This window comes from Microbacterium neimengense (assembly GCF_054782995.1).
In genome coordinates this window covers 864,570-881,180 of the sequence record NZ_BAAGRK010000015.1, presented here as the reverse complement: position 1 = coordinate 881,180, position 16,611 = coordinate 864,570, and the positions used below count along the sequence as shown (strand labels likewise).

Annotated in this window: 22 protein-coding genes; 11 read left to right on the top strand and 11 right to left on the bottom strand. The window is 68.8% G+C overall.

Annotated features, from left to right (window positions below):
• Positions 1-25: 25 nt before the first annotated feature.
• The 4 genes from ACYVJS_RS14900 (at position 26) to ACYVJS_RS14885 (ending at position 2,660) form a co-directional block, all read left to right on the top strand.
• Positions 26-469: a hypothetical protein gene (locus ACYVJS_RS14900; RefSeq protein ID WP_460740646.1), complete on the top strand. Its 444-nt coding sequence runs from the start codon at positions 26-28 to the stop codon at positions 467-469.
• Positions 470-541: 72 nt separating this feature from the next.
• Positions 542-1,111, top strand: a complete 570-nt coding sequence (locus ACYVJS_RS14895; protein ID WP_460740645.1) for a GNAT family N-acetyltransferase — start codon at positions 542-544, stop codon at positions 1,109-1,111.
• A 98-nt stretch (positions 1,112-1,209) separates the two neighbouring features.
• Positions 1,210-1,650 carry a hypothetical protein gene (locus ACYVJS_RS14890; protein WP_460740644.1) on the top strand — a complete coding sequence of 147 codons (441 nt, stop codon included), beginning with the start codon at positions 1,210-1,212 and terminating at the stop codon, positions 1,648-1,650.
• A gap of 131 nt (positions 1,651-1,781) precedes the next feature.
• Positions 1,782-2,660, top strand: coding sequence for an AraC family transcriptional regulator (locus ACYVJS_RS14885; RefSeq protein ID WP_460740643.1), 879 nt, complete (start codon positions 1,782-1,784; stop codon positions 2,658-2,660).
• Position 2,661: 1 nt separating this feature from the next.
• Here the strand turns inward: ACYVJS_RS14885 and ACYVJS_RS14880 are convergent, their stop codons facing one another.
• The 3 genes from ACYVJS_RS14880 to ACYVJS_RS14870 all read right to left on the bottom strand — a co-directional run bounded on the left by ACYVJS_RS14880 (position 2,662) and on the right by ACYVJS_RS14870 (position 3,829).
• Positions 2,662-3,018, bottom strand: a complete 357-nt coding sequence (locus ACYVJS_RS14880; RefSeq protein WP_460740642.1) for a hypothetical protein — start codon at positions 3,016-3,018, stop codon at positions 2,662-2,664.
• 43 nt (positions 3,019-3,061) lie between these two features.
• Positions 3,062-3,316 (bottom strand): hypothetical protein, encoded by a 255-nt coding sequence (locus tag ACYVJS_RS14875; protein ID WP_460740641.1) that lies wholly within the window; start codon positions 3,314-3,316, stop codon positions 3,062-3,064.
• A gap of 180 nt (positions 3,317-3,496) precedes the next feature.
• Complete coding sequence (locus ACYVJS_RS14870) at positions 3,497-3,829, bottom strand: hypothetical protein (RefSeq protein ID WP_460740640.1); 333 nt, start codon at positions 3,827-3,829, stop codon at positions 3,497-3,499.
• A 187-nt stretch (positions 3,830-4,016) separates the two neighbouring features.
• Here ACYVJS_RS14870 and ACYVJS_RS14865 point away from each other — a divergent pair, with 187 nt between their 5' ends.
• Positions 4,017-5,102, top strand: coding sequence for a hypothetical protein (locus ACYVJS_RS14865; protein WP_460740639.1), 1,086 nt, complete (start codon positions 4,017-4,019; stop codon positions 5,100-5,102).
• Positions 5,103-5,121: 19 nt separating this feature from the next.
• Here ACYVJS_RS14865 and ACYVJS_RS14860 read toward each other — a convergent pair whose 3' ends face one another.
• From ACYVJS_RS14860 to ACYVJS_RS14845, 4 genes are read right to left on the bottom strand one after another with little or no spacing between them, the layout of a single operon-like run.
• Complete coding sequence (locus ACYVJS_RS14860) at positions 5,122-6,693, bottom strand: carboxylesterase/lipase family protein (RefSeq protein WP_460740638.1); 1,572 nt, start codon at positions 6,691-6,693, stop codon at positions 5,122-5,124.
• 17 nt (positions 6,694-6,710) lie between these two features.
• Positions 6,711-7,394 carry a GAP family protein gene (locus tag ACYVJS_RS14855; protein WP_460740637.1) on the bottom strand — a complete coding sequence of 228 codons (684 nt, stop codon included), beginning with the start codon at positions 7,392-7,394 and terminating at the stop codon, positions 6,711-6,713.
• 42 nt (positions 7,395-7,436) lie between these two features.
• The gene (locus ACYVJS_RS14850; RefSeq protein ID WP_460740636.1) at positions 7,437-9,140 is read right to left on the bottom strand and encodes a hypothetical protein; all 1,704 of its coding nucleotides are present in this window, start codon (positions 9,138-9,140) and stop codon (positions 7,437-7,439) included.
• Positions 9,137-9,778: a response regulator gene (locus ACYVJS_RS14845; protein WP_460740635.1), complete on the bottom strand. Its 642-nt coding sequence runs from the start codon at positions 9,776-9,778 to the stop codon at positions 9,137-9,139. The genes ACYVJS_RS14850 and ACYVJS_RS14845 overlap by 4 nt, the downstream gene beginning before the upstream one ends.
• Positions 9,779-9,868: 90 nt before the next feature.
• On the opposite strand from ACYVJS_RS14845, the gene ACYVJS_RS14840 reads away from it, so the two are divergent.
• Both ACYVJS_RS14840 and ACYVJS_RS14835 read left to right on the top strand, forming a co-directional pair.
• Positions 9,869-10,390, top strand: coding sequence for a hypothetical protein (locus ACYVJS_RS14840; RefSeq protein WP_460740634.1), 522 nt, complete (start codon positions 9,869-9,871; stop codon positions 10,388-10,390).
• An 18-nt stretch (positions 10,391-10,408) separates the two neighbouring features.
• Positions 10,409-11,500: a fatty acid desaturase family protein gene (locus ACYVJS_RS14835; protein WP_460740633.1), complete on the top strand. Its 1,092-nt coding sequence runs from the start codon at positions 10,409-10,411 to the stop codon at positions 11,498-11,500.
• A 9-nt stretch (positions 11,501-11,509) separates the two neighbouring features.
• Here the strand turns inward: ACYVJS_RS14835 and ACYVJS_RS14830 are convergent, their stop codons facing one another.
• Positions 11,510-11,674 carry a hypothetical protein gene (locus ACYVJS_RS14830; RefSeq protein ID WP_234075051.1) on the bottom strand — a complete coding sequence of 55 codons (165 nt, stop codon included), beginning with the start codon at positions 11,672-11,674 and terminating at the stop codon, positions 11,510-11,512.
• Between the two features lie 191 nt (positions 11,675-11,865).
• Between ACYVJS_RS14830 and ACYVJS_RS14825 the strand changes: the two genes are divergently transcribed.
• On the top strand, positions 11,866-12,297 hold the full coding sequence (locus tag ACYVJS_RS14825) for a hypothetical protein (protein ID WP_460740632.1): 432 nt from the start codon (positions 11,866-11,868) through the stop codon (positions 12,295-12,297).
• 15 nt (positions 12,298-12,312) lie between these two features.
• Here the strand turns inward: ACYVJS_RS14825 and ACYVJS_RS14820 are convergent, their stop codons facing one another.
• Positions 12,313-12,867, bottom strand: a complete 555-nt coding sequence (locus ACYVJS_RS14820) for a GrpB family protein (RefSeq protein WP_460740631.1) — start codon at positions 12,865-12,867, stop codon at positions 12,313-12,315.
• 74 nt (positions 12,868-12,941) lie between these two features.
• Between ACYVJS_RS14820 and ACYVJS_RS14815 the strand changes: the two genes are divergently transcribed.
• Positions 12,942-13,358 (top strand): hypothetical protein, encoded by a 417-nt coding sequence (locus ACYVJS_RS14815; RefSeq protein WP_460740630.1) that lies wholly within the window; start codon positions 12,942-12,944, stop codon positions 13,356-13,358.
• Between the two features lie 34 nt (positions 13,359-13,392).
• Here ACYVJS_RS14815 and ACYVJS_RS14810 read toward each other — a convergent pair whose 3' ends face one another.
• A complete protein-coding gene (locus ACYVJS_RS14810; RefSeq protein ID WP_460740629.1) occupies positions 13,393-13,887 on the bottom strand; it encodes a hypothetical protein in 495 nt (164 codons plus the stop codon).
• Between the two features lie 66 nt (positions 13,888-13,953).
• Between ACYVJS_RS14810 and ACYVJS_RS14805 the strand changes: the two genes are divergently transcribed.
• Both ACYVJS_RS14805 and ACYVJS_RS14800 read left to right on the top strand, forming a co-directional pair.
• Entirely contained in the window at positions 13,954-14,703 is a 750-nt protein-coding gene (locus ACYVJS_RS14805; RefSeq protein WP_460740628.1) for an FAD-dependent monooxygenase, read from the top strand.
• Positions 14,700-15,179: a GNAT family N-acetyltransferase gene (locus ACYVJS_RS14800; RefSeq protein ID WP_460740627.1), complete on the top strand. Its 480-nt coding sequence runs from the start codon at positions 14,700-14,702 to the stop codon at positions 15,177-15,179. The genes ACYVJS_RS14805 and ACYVJS_RS14800 overlap by 4 nt, the downstream gene beginning before the upstream one ends.
• Before the next feature lie 3 nt (positions 15,180-15,182).
• On the opposite strand, the gene ACYVJS_RS14795 is transcribed toward ACYVJS_RS14800, so the two are convergent.
• Complete coding sequence (locus ACYVJS_RS14795) at positions 15,183-16,592, bottom strand: MFS transporter (RefSeq protein WP_460740626.1); 1,410 nt, start codon at positions 16,590-16,592, stop codon at positions 15,183-15,185.
• Positions 16,593-16,611: the final 19 nt, after the last annotated feature.

The window sequence follows — 16,611 nt, the reverse complement described above, 5'->3', positions numbered from 1 at the left end:
GTCTGGACAGAACTAGCCTTGCTGCATGATTCGGAGCAATCGCGCGACCTTGAGCATCTACTCCGACGTTCTTTCCGTCGCCGATGTCACAGCGACGCTCGGATTCGAGCCTGACAACTCAGGTGACATGGGGGCTCTGACTCGTGCAGGGCGCGCTGGTCGAGACGTTGCGCCGGAGCGGTTGCGCTATCAGCGCACCTTCTGGTCAGTCACCGAGAAAGACGACGGCGACTCGGATGACGCAACCGGCTTCGCCGCGTTGCGCAGGTTGGTACAGCGGGTGGGTTCAATCCACGGCGCGCTCGCCGCGATTCGCGAGAGCGGGGAAACCGTCCTGTGGTGGTCGGGAGATTCCGACAGCTCGCAGGGTGGTTTCCTGTTGGAGGCGGACCTCGTCAGCGACTTGAGCAGGCTCGGTTGCGATGTGTACGGGACCGCATACCTCGCGGATGACGAAGAAGAGAGTTGACGAAGGGCAACCTCGTGGAGTTCCGCTTCAACTACTGACTGGGTCTCATCCCAGGAGGTGCGAGGATCAGGCATGGCTTCTCTCGAGCTGGTCACCGTCACCGCGGACGTGCGGGATCGGTTCATCGCCCGCCTGCAAGCCTCGTTCGACGCGGGTGCGGAGGCCTACTCGCGACCCGACACGGACGGTCCAGACGGTCTCGACGAGCCAGTCATCTCGGTCGGCGAGATCCTCGAGAGCATGGACAAGCCGGGCGCGGATTCCTGGGAGGTGCGCTCCGGAGGCGATCCGGTGGGTGGTGCCGTCGTCTCGTCCACCGAGGGCGGCAAACGTCGATCCCTGGACCTGCTCTTCGTCGACGTGGAGGCGCAGGGCAACGGTCTCGGCGCAGCGATCTGGCTTGCGCTGGAGAACCAATACCCCGACGCCGAGGTTTGGGAGACCATGACCCCCTACGAGGACACGCGCAACATCCACTTCTATGTGAACAAGTGCGGATTCCGGGTCGTCGAGTTCTTCCACCCGGGGCATCCCGACCCACACGGGCCTGCCGCCGAGGGCCAGGGGTCGCCGGATCTGATGTTCGCCTTCGAGAAGCAGCGGATGGCCGGGGCTGGAGAGCACGGGCCGGAGCGGCGGTGACACCCGACGCGACGCTGGTCGTGCACGACGACGAAGCGGGCCGAGTCGCCGTCGAGCAGACGCTGCGCCGGCTCGTGCGCAAGTAGGGCGCTGCGCTGGTGGCGCTCAGCCTCGTGTGGGGTGTGATCACGCTGGTGCCGCTCATCGCTGCATCGACCGCCGTGGACGGAAACGCGCTGCCCTTCATCCTCGGCTCCATCCTGCTCGTCTCGATTCCCGTCGTGCTCGGCGCTCGGGGGGTGCGGCAGCTGCGTCGACGGCCGCGTCTACCGAAGATCGCAGTGACGATCACCCCCTGGGCTGTGCTTTTTCCGGCGATCGTGCGTCCTTCCGGCTTGGCACCCCGCATCCGGGCCGAGGAGTGGCCCCGCGAGGGAACGAGTGCCGCGATCATCCCCGCGTCCGGCCTGCACGCGGCGCGCATCGAGTTCACCCGGCAGGATGCGGGCAAGCGGCGTAAGCGCTCGATCGCCGTCGGCAGCATCGACGTCGACCCGCAGGTCATCGTGGATGTGCTCCGAGGTTCCACCTCCGCGTAACGTTCCGTCTCATCTGCGGCTCGCTCAGCGCCCGGGGAGCCCACTCCACGGACCCGGGCGACAGAATCGGTCCGGAACGATCGGGCGCGCAGATTCGCTCCCGACGAGAGTGGGTCGCGAAGGGAGCCGCCATGATCGAAGTGCTCAATCGCCTGGTCGACGAGATCGAACGCCGACTCGCCGACGAGATCGATGTCGAGGCGCTCGCCGCATCCGCGGGAACGACGGGCTACCACGTGCGTCGGATGTTCTCGACGCTCGCGGGGATGCCCGTGTCGGAGTATGTGCGACGCCGACGGATGACGGTGGCAGCCGCCGACGTGATCGACGGCGACGATCTGCTCACGGTCGCCGTGCGCTTCGGCTACGGGTCCGTCGAAGCCTTCGGCAGAGCGTTCCGTGCGGTGCACGGCGTGAGCCACGGCGACGTTCGTCGCGACGGCGGACCCCTTCGTCCGCAATCCATCCTCAGGTTCCGCCTGACCGTCGAAGGGAGCTCCGCCATGGACGCCCGACTCATCGAACGCCCCGCCTTCCGCCTCGCTGGTCACGCCGCACGCGTGCCGCTGATCCACGACGGCGTCAATCCACACATCCAGGCGCACATCGCGTCGCTGCCCGTCGAGGCGCACGCGCGCCTGAAGTCGATCAGCAGCTCCGAGCCCGCGGGTCTCCTGCAGGTCAGCGCGGATGTCGACCCCGACTACTCCGAGGGGAGCGAGCTGACCTATCTGCACGGTGTCGCGCTCGGCGCCGATGCGGATGCTCCCGCCGACCTCGACGTCATCGAGGCGGATGCGGGAACCTGGGTCGTGTTCCGGACCTCCGGCCCGCACCCGGATGCCCTGCAGGAGGCGTATGCCGCATCCGCGACCGACTGGTTCCCGTCGAACCCATGGCAACTGCGCCCCGGCCCGTCGATCGTCGCCGTGCTCGAACGCAGCGAAGACTTCCGCACGGCGACCTGTGAGTTGTGGCTCCCGGTCGAACGGATGGCGCCGGCCGTCTAGCTCAGAATGCGGCGTCGCGTGCCCACCGTTCGCGGGGCGGCACCTCTTCCCACCGCTCCCGCAACGGCGCGTCCGCATCGACGGGCCGATAGATCGGAGCTCCACGGATGCAGAGCCCCCAGAACCAGGTGCGACCGCACGCCAGGCACTCCAGGTAGCTGACGATCGTGAACTTCAGGTCGGATTCCGCCAGCGCGAGCATGTCGCCGAGCGGCACGTCACCGCGGATGAAGCGCATCCGGCCGTCGTTGACGCGACGTTCGAGCTCGTCACTCGTGAGCTGGATGGCGATGTCGTGCGGAGGCCTTCCGTCGTTGTGCACGAGCGCGGTCTCGCAGACGTCGCAGCTCACATCCATACCGCCACGCTACCGACCCGTGCTCTTGTGCGCCGCATCGTCTTCACACATGGTCCGTCGTGCGGTCGCGGTCGCCGTGCTCGGCCTCGCCGCTTTGGCGCTCAGCGGATGCACGCAGCCCTACGACGGCGTCCTCTGGCGACAGATGGATGCCACGGAGGGTGGCTTCGTGGGTCGCATCGGCGATCTTCGTGAGACCGGGGCGAGTCGGGCGGATGCGGTGGCCGCGCTCAGGCGTCTTCGCTCCGAGCGATGGCGGGTGGGCGACGGGATGCGGGGATGCGGGCGGGCAGCTCACCGCGTCGGGACGCGGGCCTCAGAGGTTTGTCGTCCTTCCCGACGGTGAGTCCGCCACCGAGGGGTTCGTCGCGATCTCGCACAACGTCTACGCCGCGTCGACCGAAGGGTAGGCGACAGCATCCGGGTTCAGGCCGGCTGCATCGCTCATTGCTCGCGGCGCGTTCGCCGCCCGGGAGCGTCAGCCCTCCTCGTGCCCCACGGACTTGGCCTCCAGAAAGGCGCACAGCTCGGCCGCGACCGAGAGCTCGGCGGCGAGGCGCTGCATCTCGAAGCTCGTGAGTACCGTTATCTCGGCCTGCGGTTCGATCGTGACGCGCCACCGCGAGTCTCCGACCTCGATCGGCTCCAGGTAGAGCGAGATGTCCGCGTTGTGCAGCGGCACGATCACGAGGCCCGTGTCCCCGCCCTCGGACCCGTCCTGCACCGCGACGCGGATGAGGTCTCCCGCCTGGCGGAAGCGGTGGAACTCCTCGAGCCAGCTTTCGAGTGTCGCTTTGCTTCTAAAGGGCACCGGGGTTCCTCGCGTTCTGCATGGGCGCGGACCTGCAAAACCGCGCCGTTGCGGCGATCGTAACCCGATAAGCAGACAAAGTGATCAACGGCACGTCACCGGTGGACAGCCAACACCGTGAATCGAAAGCTCGTGCGGCAACGACCCGGACACAGTGCGTCCCGTTCGGATCGGTACAGTGCGGGATGTGCACCCCTTCCTGCCCCCGGAGTCGTACGAACTCGGCGCCGGGGTGGTGACGCGCACGCTCTTCACCACCCCGCGAACCCGCACGGAGGAGTTCTTCCTCCGTGTCGACGATCCTCGTCGTCTCGGTGCGGTCGACGCGGGGAGACCAGGTGGAGTGGTCCTGGGCACCTTCGCGGTGCGCGGTCCGCGCCACGGTCCGTGGCTGCTGTGGGAAGGTGCCCTTGCGGCGGCGGCGTCACTCGACGAGGCGTTGGCGTTCTTCCACGGGAGTCTGTCCGTGGCCCGGAAAGCCGTCGTGGTCGACGTCGATGTCTCGCACGAGGAGTTGCTCGCCGCCGATGAGTTCTGGCCGGTGATCGACCTGCTCGAGCGGCGCGCATGGGAGAACACCCTCCCGCGGGCGGTGGCGGCGATCGCCTCGAACGGTGAGCGCTTCGCTCGCCGCTGGGCCAACACCGCCGCACAGAAGGCAGTCGAACTCGCGCCCGTGATCGATCGCGCCGGGGTGCCCGCGAACCTCGTGTTGGGCTACATCGGCGCCGTGATCGCGCAGGGGCGCGCGGAGTACCAAGCTGTGCTGACGGGGGAGTGCGATCTCTCGAGGGTGCGTGTGAGCGACTACTCGAGCTCGGTCATCAGTCTTGGGGCGCATGCCTACGACCGGCTGCAGCGCAAGCCGGACGTCTTCACGAGATTCCGCGATGTCTTCACGTCGAAGGCCGACGAAATCCGCCGACGGAGCGACGAGGACGTCGCGCGATACCAGCGGGAGAACGACATCCATCCCGCGCGTCGGCGTCGGTGGCGGACGGGACGCGCGATCGTGCACATAGACGACAGATTCTACGAACGCGTCGTGCTCGCTGAGATGACGGTGTTGCCGGGAGGCGTCGAGACGTACACCGACGAGATCAGGGCCGCCGCCGAGAGCTTCGGCGGTCGGGTCGTGATCGGTCCGGAGGTGCTCGACCACGGGTTCGGCTCGGTCTTCAGCGCGGAGGCCTACGAGATCAAGCGGCGTTCATCCGTCCCGGTGGACCGCTACATCAAGCAGCATGTCACGTCCGCTGCGGCCATCGTCTGATGCCCTCGCTGCCTCCCCGTCAATGAAAGGTGAGCACCTCGTCGCCCCACGCGGCTCGCAGTGACGCATCGAGATCTGACACGAGGCGATCCTGATGGTCGATCACCAGTGTGCTGCGCCCCTGATCGATCGAGTAGGACTCCCACGGGGCCGTGCCGTCCGCATCCGGCGACTCACCGTGCGCGAAGGCGGTCCACCGCTGCTGCATGCGAGCCGAGATGCTCTCGGCCACCCGGCGGCCGCCGAGGCGGAACGTCGGGTCCTTCGGTCCGCTCGTCAGGTTGCCCCAGAGGTACGGCAGCTCCGTGGCGTGCGTCGCTCCGAGCCCGATCAGGCGCAGGAAGGGGGCCGCGTGGTCGAAGCGGTACAGCCAGACATCGGCCACCCGCGAATGCCCCTCCGCGATCCACACGCTCGGCATGCGGAACCCGATGTCCCGGGCGATTCCGAGCCCGATCGCGCGTTGCCGCGCGTGCTCGTACGCGGTGCGCACGTCGTCGAACGTCGGCAGCTCGAGCGCGGGATTGTCCGCGGCCATGTCGCCGAACATGTCGCGCAGGCGTTCGTCGGTGATGGGGATCAGCGGCGACTTCATGAACTTGAACAGGGACGCCTCGTCCTTGTTCGTCCCGATGAGCAGAGGCACGGCAAGTCCCCGACCCTCCCGCAGCGCGACGGCGGGTGCCTCCGGCAGCAGGTCGCCGTCGATGACCGGTGCGAAGGCGAGCACGCCAGGGTCGGCGTCGGGCACCTGCGCGTAGACCTCCATGCCCGCCTCGACGATCTGCTGGGCCGTTGCGGCACGCAGCGCGTCCGCCGCATCCGGGCGCGTCTCGTCGATGCGCAGTGCGGCGGTGAAACGTGCGGCGACCGCGCGTGCGCGCTCGGCGCCGTAGACGCTGGATGCAGGGGAGGACTCCGCGATCGCACGGTGGAACAGTCCGCGCGCGGACGGTGTGGCCAGCAGCGTGGTCACGAGCCCGCCGCCGGCGGACTCGCCGAAGACCGTGACGCGGCCGGGGTCTCCGCCGAAGGCACGGATGTTCTGCTGCACCCACTCGAGGGCGAGCAGCACGTCCTTCAGCGCGAGGTTGCGGTCGAAGCCCTGCTCGGGAAGCAGTGAAGCGAGATCGAGGAAGCCGAAAGCACCGAGACGATAGTTGACCGTGACCACCACGACGTCGCCGCGCGTCACGAGCGAGGTCGCGTCGAAGAGGGGCTGGCTGGAGGCCCCGAACGTGTACGCGCCACCGTGTACCCACACCATGACCGGGCGCTCGCGCTGGCTTTCGGATGCGGGTGCCCACACGTTGAGCCGGAGGCAGTCCTCGTCCATGACGGCGTCGTCGCCGAGCGGGACGGCGGGGTTCACGCTCTGCGGGCAGACGGGACCGTAGCGCGTGGCATCCGTTTCGTCCGCGACGGGCTTCGCCGCAACCGGATCGCGCCACCGGGCGTCGTCCGTGGGCGGCTCGGCGAAGCGGATGCCGCGCCACGCGAGCACCGGGCCCAGCTCGAGTCCGCGGAACGAACCGGCGGGCGCATGCGCGAGCCGAGTGCCGGTGGACGAGGTGTCGTTGGGGTGGGACATGTTCGTTCCTTTCCGGGTCAGGAGAACAGCTGGTGGACGAGGTGAGCGGCCTCGTTCGCGGCGAGGACCGCGAACAGCACCGTCATGATCACGGCGTTGTGCGCGATCATCTCGGTCTTCAGCCGCTCGAGACCCTTGGCGACGGTGGCGGATCCGCTGGTGGCGAGCAGCGTCGGGATGATCAGCGCGAGTGAGCCGGCTACGGCGAAGGCGATACACAGACCGACGGCCGCCGCTGCCGGCAGGTGCGCCGCTCCGATGGTCGCCCCCGCCTTCAGTTCGAGCGGAATGTTCTTCGAGTTGGTCACGGCCATGAGTAGACCGAGACCGCCGGCGCGGGCGGGGGTGATCGAGTCGATCGCCGAGAGCCAACCCGGCGTGCGCGGCGCGGCCCCGCCTCGCGGCCGCGACAGCCAGCTGGTGACGGCCAGGACGGTGAATCCGACGGTCAACAGGATCGTCAGTACGAGCACGACGATCTTCGACGCCGCCGATCCTCCCGACGACGATGCGCCGGCGGTCGTCGCGGCACCCAGTGCCGTGAACACGAGAGTGATGGCCAGGAACGCGCCGGTGTACGCGAGAGAGGCGGCCCTGCCGCGGGCCGACAGCAGGATCGCCACGATCGCCACGATCGGAAGCGGCGAGATCATCAGCCCCACAGCGGCGGGGATCAGCGAGGGAAGGTCGTGCGTGTTCATCGGATGCTCCATCTGCGTGCCGCGGGCCGGCGATTGCAGACGTTACGACGAGGATGTCGGCGCGTGAGGCGGATGTTCGGTGGACACGACAGCGGAGGCTGCGCCGAGATCGATCACCGCCTCCAGAAGCGCTCCCGACCCGTCGGCTTGCAACCGTGCTCCGCGCCCCCGGGCGGCCGACGACCGGCTCAGCGTCGCTTCGCGCGGCAGGCTTCCGGGCGAGCGCACCTGCACCCGCAGCCGGGGGCCCGCACCCGTCGCGACGACGTCCAGATCGATCGTGGCCGCCGCGGGAACGCTGTGTTTGACGGCGTTCAGTAAACCCTCCGCAACGATCTCGAACGCGTCGTCGCGCGCAGCGGCCGATGCGTCCAGAGCCGTCTGCGCGTCCGGGCTCATCCGCATGCGGACATCCACGACCGGGTGCCACGTCTCGACGAGGTCGGCCAACGACTGGATGGACGCGCCGTCGCGCGGCCGGTCGAAGACGTCGGGCAGCCCGGCGAGCAGAGGATCGACCTCGTCGTGCACCTCGCGGAGAGCGGTCGGCGTCCAGCGATCCGGTGCGGCGAGCGCGCGAACGCACGCCCCCTGCGCGTCGCGGTGCAGTTCGCGCGCCGCGTCTTCCAGTGCCGCGCGTGCCGTCGACGTCCCCACGCGTCCGATCCGCTGCGAGACGCGCACGGTCGCGGTCAGACGTCGCTCCTCGACCCTGAGCGCGGAGGCGGCACCGGCGCACAGCGCGCAGGCCGCCGCGAGGGCGGGATAGACCAGAACCGGCACGGCCGACAGGGCAAGCGGGATCCCCTGCGCCCACGCCAGCGCGCCCAGACCGACTCCCACGCCCGCTCCGATCGCCAGGAACGTCGGGATGCGGCGCCGGCGGAGAGCCCGCAGGCGCGGCAGACCGTCGGCGAGGACGGCGCCGCCGGCGAGCAGCGCCATGCCGGCCACTACCTGCAGCACAGGCACGCTGCGCAGAGCGTACGGCAGCACGCAGAGGGCATAGGTGAAGGCCACGATGCCGGGGGGAGGCAGCCGCAGCGAGGGCCGCATCCGAACGTGCTCGATCGGCATGGCGACGACGGGCTCCGCGGGCGCGGCGGCGAGATCGGCCAGGCGCCGGCTCCACCGTCGCAGGCCGTCTTCGCTGAATGCGCGCAGCGATTCGGTGCCGGACTGCTCAGTAGCCAGCGCGCGGAGCTGACCTCTCAGCTCCTCGCTCGCCGCCCGCACGAGGTTCCGGGCTGCGCTCTCGAACGCATCGGCATCCTCGCGGGCGTGTGTGAGCGCGTGCTGCACCGACCGCAGGCGAGCGTTCGTCAGCCGCAGGCCGGCGACGTGCGTGGTGAGGATGGCGAGAGCCGTCAGCGAGGCCATCCAGACCGTCGCGTTCGTGAGCACGCGAAAGGGCAGCTGCCATGCGGGCGGCACGGCGGCACCGACCGCATCGGCGACGGCGTCGTATGCGAGGGGTCGGAGGATCGCGGAAGTCAGAACGCCGCCCGTCACGATCCACGGGCGCCATCGGCGGGCGGCACGGCGCTCGCCGATGGCGGTGGCGACGAGGCCGGCGAGGAACGCGACGGTCGAAGCCGACCCGGCACCGAGTGCGCCGACGCTGAAGTTCATCGGGTCCGGGCTCATCACGGTGACGGACAGCAGGCCCGCGACGAGGAAGGTCCAGCGCGACACGAAGCGTCCGGACAGAAGCGCGTCCCGCGCGGCGCGGGCGAGGCGGTTCACCGCACGGGGCCGAACGCGGCGACGTACACTGCGGCGGCGGCGACCCGAGGGCTCCGCGCCGGGTCGCCCGTCAGGCCGAGGCGATCGAAGATGCGGCTGATCGATCGCTCGACCGCGCGCACGGATGTGTGCGACCGGGCTGCGATCTCGTCGTTGGACCAACCGCGCGCCACCATAGAGAGCGTCTCGAGTTGATGCCGGGTCAGCCTGCTCAGCGAGTCCTCGCCGTCGCCGATCGCGGGACCGGCGGGAGGGTGGGTCGACATGACCGCCTCGACCGCGTCGACGAGCTCGGCGGTGGAGGAGAGGGCGAGCTTGGACACGAAGACCGCGCCCGACACGCCCATCGCGGTCGCTCCGGCTGCGGCGCGCGGATAGCTGCTGAGGAAGACCACTCCGAGGTGAGGCGCGAGCGCCACGAGCCCGGCCGCCAGTTCGGCGCCGGACGGGCGGGAACCGAGGTCGATGTCGGCGAGGAGCACGTCGGGGTCGAACTCGGCGAACAGGCGCGTGGCCTCCGCTGCGCCTTCGGCCCCGCGCGTCTCGAACCCGTGCTGGTTCAGCGTCTCGCAGACGAGAAGGCGCATGGCTGCCTGGTCCTCGACGACGAGCACTCGTCGCACCCATCTGCCGGTCACATCCACAAGATATGTGATCCCGGGTCGCGCGGCGCGCCCACGTTTCACCCAACCTGTGAGGCGTACATGTGGCAGGCGTAACGTCCGGCTATGGAGACACAGACACGAACGGGCGGCGCAGACGCCGCCACGCTGGGCCTGGGATCGGTGCTCGTGGGTTCGCTGCCTGCGGCTCTGATGACCGATGACGCCCCCGAGCGCTACACCGTGGAGACGGTGTTCACCCGACGTCCGCAGAAGGACGAGGTGGCGGCGATCCTCGACGGGGAGACCCGCGACTTCCTCACGAGGGCCGGATACCCGACGGTGGAGGTCACGGTGTCGGATCGGCGGCTCGAGATCGCCAACACAAACCTCGAGGAGCTGCGTGACGGACTTGCCGCCGTCCTGATGGACCGACTGGCCGAGATCGGCGAGCGTGCGCGTGCCGTGCGCGACGCTGCGGAAGTGCGTATGAAGGACGCAGTCGACCACGAGCACACACGAGCAGCGGCCGTGGTGGCGCTCGCCGAATCCGTGCACTTCCGTGCGTCGGGGCAGGCGGATGCGGATGCGGTGCAGCTGTCCGAGTGGGACGGCGAAGGCGGTCACGAGCGCATGCCGCGCTCGTGATGGGGAGCGGCGAGGACCATGAACGAGTTTCGCGCGACCATGCCTCGAACCGCCCCCAGTGCTCGCGGCGCGAGCGAGTTCACCGCACTCGCCCAGATGGTGCGTGAACGCGGACTGCTCCGGCGACGATACGGGTACTACTGGACGAAGTTGATCGGACTGCCGATGCTGCTGGCCGCCAGCCTTCTGCTGTTCGTGTGGATCGGTGACACCTGGTGGCAACTTTTCACGGCGGCGTTCCTGGCGATGCTGTTCACGCAGATCGCGTTCCTCGGCCATGACTCGGCTCATCGCCAGATCTTCGTCTCCGGTAAATGGAACGACTGGGCGAGCCTGGTGCTCGGCGATCTTCTGGTCGGCATGAGCTACGGCTGGTGGCAGCACAAGCACACCCGCCACCATGCGAATCCGAACAAGCTGGGGGCGGACCCCGACATCGAGCTACCGGTGATCGTGGTCGCCCCGGAGAAGCGCGCCCCTCGAGGCGCCGTCGTCACCTGGCTCCGCGCACACCAGGGCATGTTCTTCTTCCCGATCTTGCTCCTCGAAGGGGTGTCGCTGCACGCATCCGGCGTCGCGCGGGTGGCGAAGCGAGGGCGACTGGACCGGCGATGGGTTGAGATCGGCTTCCTCGCGGTACGCCTGCTCGGGTTTCCCCTGCTCGTGTTCCTCGTGCTCTCGCCGGGCGTGGCGTTCGTCTTCCTGGCGGTGCAGCTCGGGCTCTTCGGCTTCTACATGGGCGTCTCCTTCGCCCCCAACCACAAGGGGATGCCGATCGTCCCACGCGACGCGACGATCGACTTCCTGCGCCGCCAGGCGATGATGAGCCGCAACATCCGCGGGAACCGCGTGCTCGACACGGCCATGGGCGGGCTGAACTACCAGATCGAGCACCACCTGTTCCCGTCGATGCCGCGTCCGCATCTGCGCAAGGCGGCACCGATGATCGCGGAGTACTGTCGCGCGCACGGCGTGCCGTACGTGCAGACCGGATTGTTCGCGTCCTACGCGATCATCGTCCGCTACATCAACCGCGTCGGGCTCGGCGAGCGCGACGTGTTCAGCTGCCCGCTCATCGAACAGCGCAGCCAGATCGCTCCGTCGGCCTGACGAGACGGGTCAGCTGCGGTTGCGGCGGGAGCGTTGACGGATGATGCCGAAGATGAGCGTGCCGACGAAGAGCACGATGCCGATGACGGCCAGCCAGAGCAGACCCTCGAACGCGAAACCCACGACCGACAGCACCACCCATACAACGAGCAAGATGAGAAGAACTGTCCACATGTGCCTCACCGTACGCGCCTTCCGGCGCTCGCGGGCCGGATCGGGCACATCGGCGCAGAATCGTGCTCCGGGCGGCTCACGATCTCACCGATCACCTTCGCTGGTCGGTCAGGGGGCGTCCAGCGGGGCGTGACACAGTGGGGTAGTGCTCCGCCTCGGTGATGGCATATCGAACCGAGAAGAGGGCGCACATGCCGACATGGTGGGAAGAACTGCTGCACATCACGACGGGTCGTGTCGGCCGTCACGCTGATCTGCCGGACCTGCGGCACCTGCCTTCGCAGCCAGTGGCGCTCGAGCGGACGCACTACATCGTGAATGACCGCGAGCGGCACGGCGACGAGCGTCGCACCTACGTCTTGCGTCGTGCGAGACATTCGCGCCGCGACAGAGGAGGCATCTCGGTCACCTCGAACGGACGCGGCGTGGGATATCTCCCCGCCGGCGCCGCGCGCGAGGCGGGGCCGCTGATCGACCGCCTGGGCGGTGCCGTCGTCGTCAACGGCGCGGGCACGAAGGACGGCGGCATCCGGCTCTGGGTCGACCTTCCCGAGATCGACGATCTCCGGCAGTTCGTCGACAGTGCCGAGCGCACGGATCCGGCGGCATCGACCACTTCCTGAGAACGGTACCGGTGGCTAGTGCCGTGCCTCCCGGGCACGCTCCTTGATCGCATCGATGACGGCGGTCTTCGCATCCGCATAGGCGTTCATGTCGTCCCAGTCGCGCTGCATGAGCTCACGTTTGATCCGCTCGTAGAGCGCGCGATCGGCCGCATCCTCTCGCAGCCGGTCGCGCAGCAGGAGGTACTCGTCCACGGCGCGGGCGTCCTGCTCGTACACGTGCACGTGAACATCGCGCTGGGGCGTGCGCACCAGGCGGTGGCCGGGCTCCCGTACCCGCAGCGCGTAACCGGCCCCGAGGAGCGCGTCGAGGTAGTCCTCTTCCGCGGTGATGTCGTCGACGGTGACGAGGATGTCGATGATCGGCTTCGCGGCGAGGCCCGGCACGGACGTCGATCCGATGTGCGCGATCTGGATCTGCCGGCCCGCGAGCGCCAGACGGATGCGGTCGCGATGCTCCGCGAACGCAACGGGCCAGCTCGGGTCGTAGTCGTGGATGCCGACGGTCATCGGTTCCGGTCCACCGACCAGCTCGACGGATGTGACGTCCGGACGGCGGCGAGAGGGCATGACTTCATCATCTCGCGTCGCCGGCGACGTGGGGGCGTCGGCTCCTGACCCGCCCGCGCCGGTAGCCTCGCGGCATGAGCACGACACAGCAGGAGCGCGACGAACTGCGCCGGTCGATCGAGCAGTTCTCTGCGGGCGGGTACCCCGTCGACACGGTCGCGTTCTCTGTGTGCACCTGCGGCAATGAGACGTTCGCCGTCGTCCTGGACGACGAGGTCGGGGTCGCGGCGACGATCTGCGCCGTCTGCGGGGAGGAGGCCGCGCTCGCCGACTCGGATGACCACTTCGACGACGTCGAGGAGGTGCAACAGGCCGAATGCTCCTGCGGCAATGACGAGTTCCGCGTCGCCCTCGGCTTCGCTCTCGACCAGGACGGCGAGGTGCGATGGGTGTCCGTCGGTCTGCGCTGCACGGCCGACGGCGTCGCCGGCGTCTACGTCGACTGGAAGATCGACTACCGGCCCACCGCCCACCTGCTCGCTGTCGGCTGACGGCGCGGGCTGAGGTACGCCGTCGTCGCGGGATCTACGTGCGGGACGTGACGCCGAGCTCTGCGGCGTCGCTGCGCAGCGCACGCTTCGACGTGAAGCGCCAGCCGAGCGGAACGGCAACGGTCGCCGCGATCCACATCGCCACGGCAGGAACAGACACCGCGTTCATCCCGTCGCCCGAAAGATCGGACCAGGGCGCGGCGAACGCGACGGTCGTGGTGCCGACCCCGATCGCCGCACCGAAGACGGTGAAAGCAACGAGGTGAAGGGGCATCGAGGCGGCGGTGCGCAGCATCCATCCCAGACCGTACGCCAGCGGTGAACCGATGAGGAGCGCGGCGAGCGACCACGGCACCGCGTACATGAGCGCGATCAGCGCACCCCAGTGCAACATCGCCGTCGATGCGAGCGTCGAGAACAGGAGAAACCACAGCCAGGCACTCAACGCCCCTCGTGCGAACTCGCGGAACGTGAACGACATCGGTGCCGCGTCCGTTCGCGGCGACGGCCTCGAGGGTGATGCGCTCACCCTCCGAACATAGCAACGCGTCGCCTGACCCTGGCCCCGGGTCTCCGCATCGGCGACACTGAGCGCATGCGCACCCTCCGCACCCAGGTCTGCATCGCAGGGGGAGGCCCGGCCGGCATCATGCTGGGGCTGCTCCTCGCCCGAGCCGGCGTCGAGGTCGTCGTGCTGGAGAAGCACGCCGACTTCTTCCGCGACTTTCGCGGCAGCGGCATGCTCATCACCATTCCGCGGCCGGGGTACTTCCAGTGCGGACTCGTGGTCGGCAAGGGCACATTCGGCGGGACCCGCGAGGAGGGCATCGACGCGTTCCGGATGCGGGTGGCGCGGGCCGCGCCGCCGATCGCGTCCGAACTGGATGCCGTCGCCTCCTTCGACGACGTGAAGCTGCTGTCGGTCGAGATCAACCACCTGCGGCGATGGTGGCAGCCCGGCCTGCTGTTCATCGGCGATGCGGCACACGCCATGTCGCCCGCCTTCGGCGTCGGCATCAATTACGCGATCCAGGATGCGGTCGCCGCCGCGCGCCTTCTCGCCCCCGTACTCGGCGACGGGCCCGCCGCCATCGACCGGGCATGTGCCGCGCTGCAGCGTCGCAGGGCCCTGCCCACTCGCGCGATGCAGCGGCTCCAGCAGATCGTCCACCGCGCGATCGGACGCCCGCGGGCCCGCATCCTGCACAACCCGCCGACGCGCCGGGAGCGGATGGTGCTCCGTATCGCGATCCCGATCGCGCGACGTCTGCTGCCGCGTCTGGTCGGCTACGGCTTCCGTCCCGAACGCATCCGATCGGTGCATAGCCCTACGCTGGCTGCGTGAGTGACGACTACCGTTCCCGGCTGGGCACCGACGCCCTCATCCCTCGCGTTCGCATTCCGCTGGCTGACGACTACGAGATCGACACCGATCATGACCGCCTCGATCTGAGGCAGGTGCACGAGTGGCTGTCGACCGACGCGTTCTGGGCGATCGGGCGCTCGTTCGACGTGGTGCAGCGCGCGGCCGCCGCATCCGTCAATTTCGGGGCGTACGCCCCCACGGGTGTGCAGGTGGGTTACGCCCGCGTCGTCACCGACGGCGTCACCTTCGGGTGGCTGTGCGACGTGTACGTCGCACCCGAGGCGCGCGGCCTCGGACTGGGGAAGGCCCTCGCTTCCGCCGTGGTGGATGCGACGCGCCCGCTCGGTCTGAAACGCGTCATGCTCTCGACCCTCGACGCGCACGAGCTCTACGCCCGCGTGGGCTTCGAACCGTTCCCGGACCCCGACCGCCTCATGGTCATCGGTGCGTCCTGATCCTCACTCCACCTCGGCGACTGCGGTCCGCGGGAGAAGCGGCACCGCCAGCAGGCACACGGCGACGACCACCAGCAACGCCACGAGTGTCGTCGACACCGCTCCGACGTCCCCCGTGGGAAGGAGCGTGAGGAAGATGCTCGTCACGAGCGCCGATCCGATGCCGTTCGCCACCTGCTGCACGGCGCTCAGCGAACCGCTCGCGGAGCCCGCATCGTGCGCATCGACGTCTCCGAGCGCGGTGTTGAAGACGGAGCTGAAGCAGATACCCGAGCCGATGCCCATGAACAGCGTCGACGCGGCGAGCTGCCACCATGCCACGCCGGTGCCCGCGATCGTGACGAACAGCAGCATGAGGCCGATTCCGACGAGCACCGCCACGAGTCCCAGCACCACGAGACGACGGGCGAGCTTGACGATGAGTCCGGCCGCAATGCCGGAGCCGCCCATGATGCCGATCGTGAGAGGGATCAGGCTGAGCGAGGTCTGGGTGGGCGTGTATCCGAGGCTGAACTGGAAGAACAGCGAGATCACGTACATCAATCCGCTGAAGGCGGCGAAGACGAGCAGCCCGACGATGAGCCCCGCCGTGAAGCCGCGGTTGGCGAGCAGGCTGCGAGCCAGCAGAGGCTCGCTCGTTCGGGCCTGACGCCAGACGAATCCGACGAAGACGACGGCTCCCACCGCGATCGCCGCGATCGCGAGCGCGCTCCATCCCTCGCTCGAGCCCTCGATGAGACCGAACAGCACGGCGAACAGCGCGACCACGAGCAGCACGCTGCCCAGCACGTCGATGCGGGTGGCGGGGCGCGCGGGAACGTGGGGCAGATACTTCACGGCCATCACAAGGGCGATCCCGCCCAGGACGAGGTTGATGAGGAACACCGGCCGCCACTGCAGCCCGAAGAGGTCCGCGTCGATGAGCAGTCCCCCGACGATGGGGCCCGCGACCGCGAACACGCCGAGCATGGGTGCGAAGACGCCGAACGCCTTCTGCAGCATGGGCTTCGGGAAGGTGGCCGTCATGATCGCCATGCCCTGGGGGATGAGGAACGCACCGAACAGGCCCTGCCCGACGCGCGCGGCCACGAGCAGTTCCGGCGTGGGAGCGAGCCCCGCGACGGCGGATGCGGCGATGAACCCACTCATCCCGACGAGGAAGGTGCCGCGCTGGCCGAACTTGTCTCCGACCTTCCCTCCGAGAACGAGAAGCGAACCGAGTGCCAGGGCGTACGCGGCGCCCAGCCACTTGATCAGGCTCGCATCCGCACCCAGATCGGCCACGATCGACGGCGCCGCGATGTTCGTGATGGTCGAGTCGACGAGATCCATGGCATCCGCCAGGAGAACGACGATGAGCGTCAACCACACGCCCTTGGTGGTGAGAGTGGTGGCGGGGTGGGTCTGAGACATGCGTTCTCCAATCAGCACG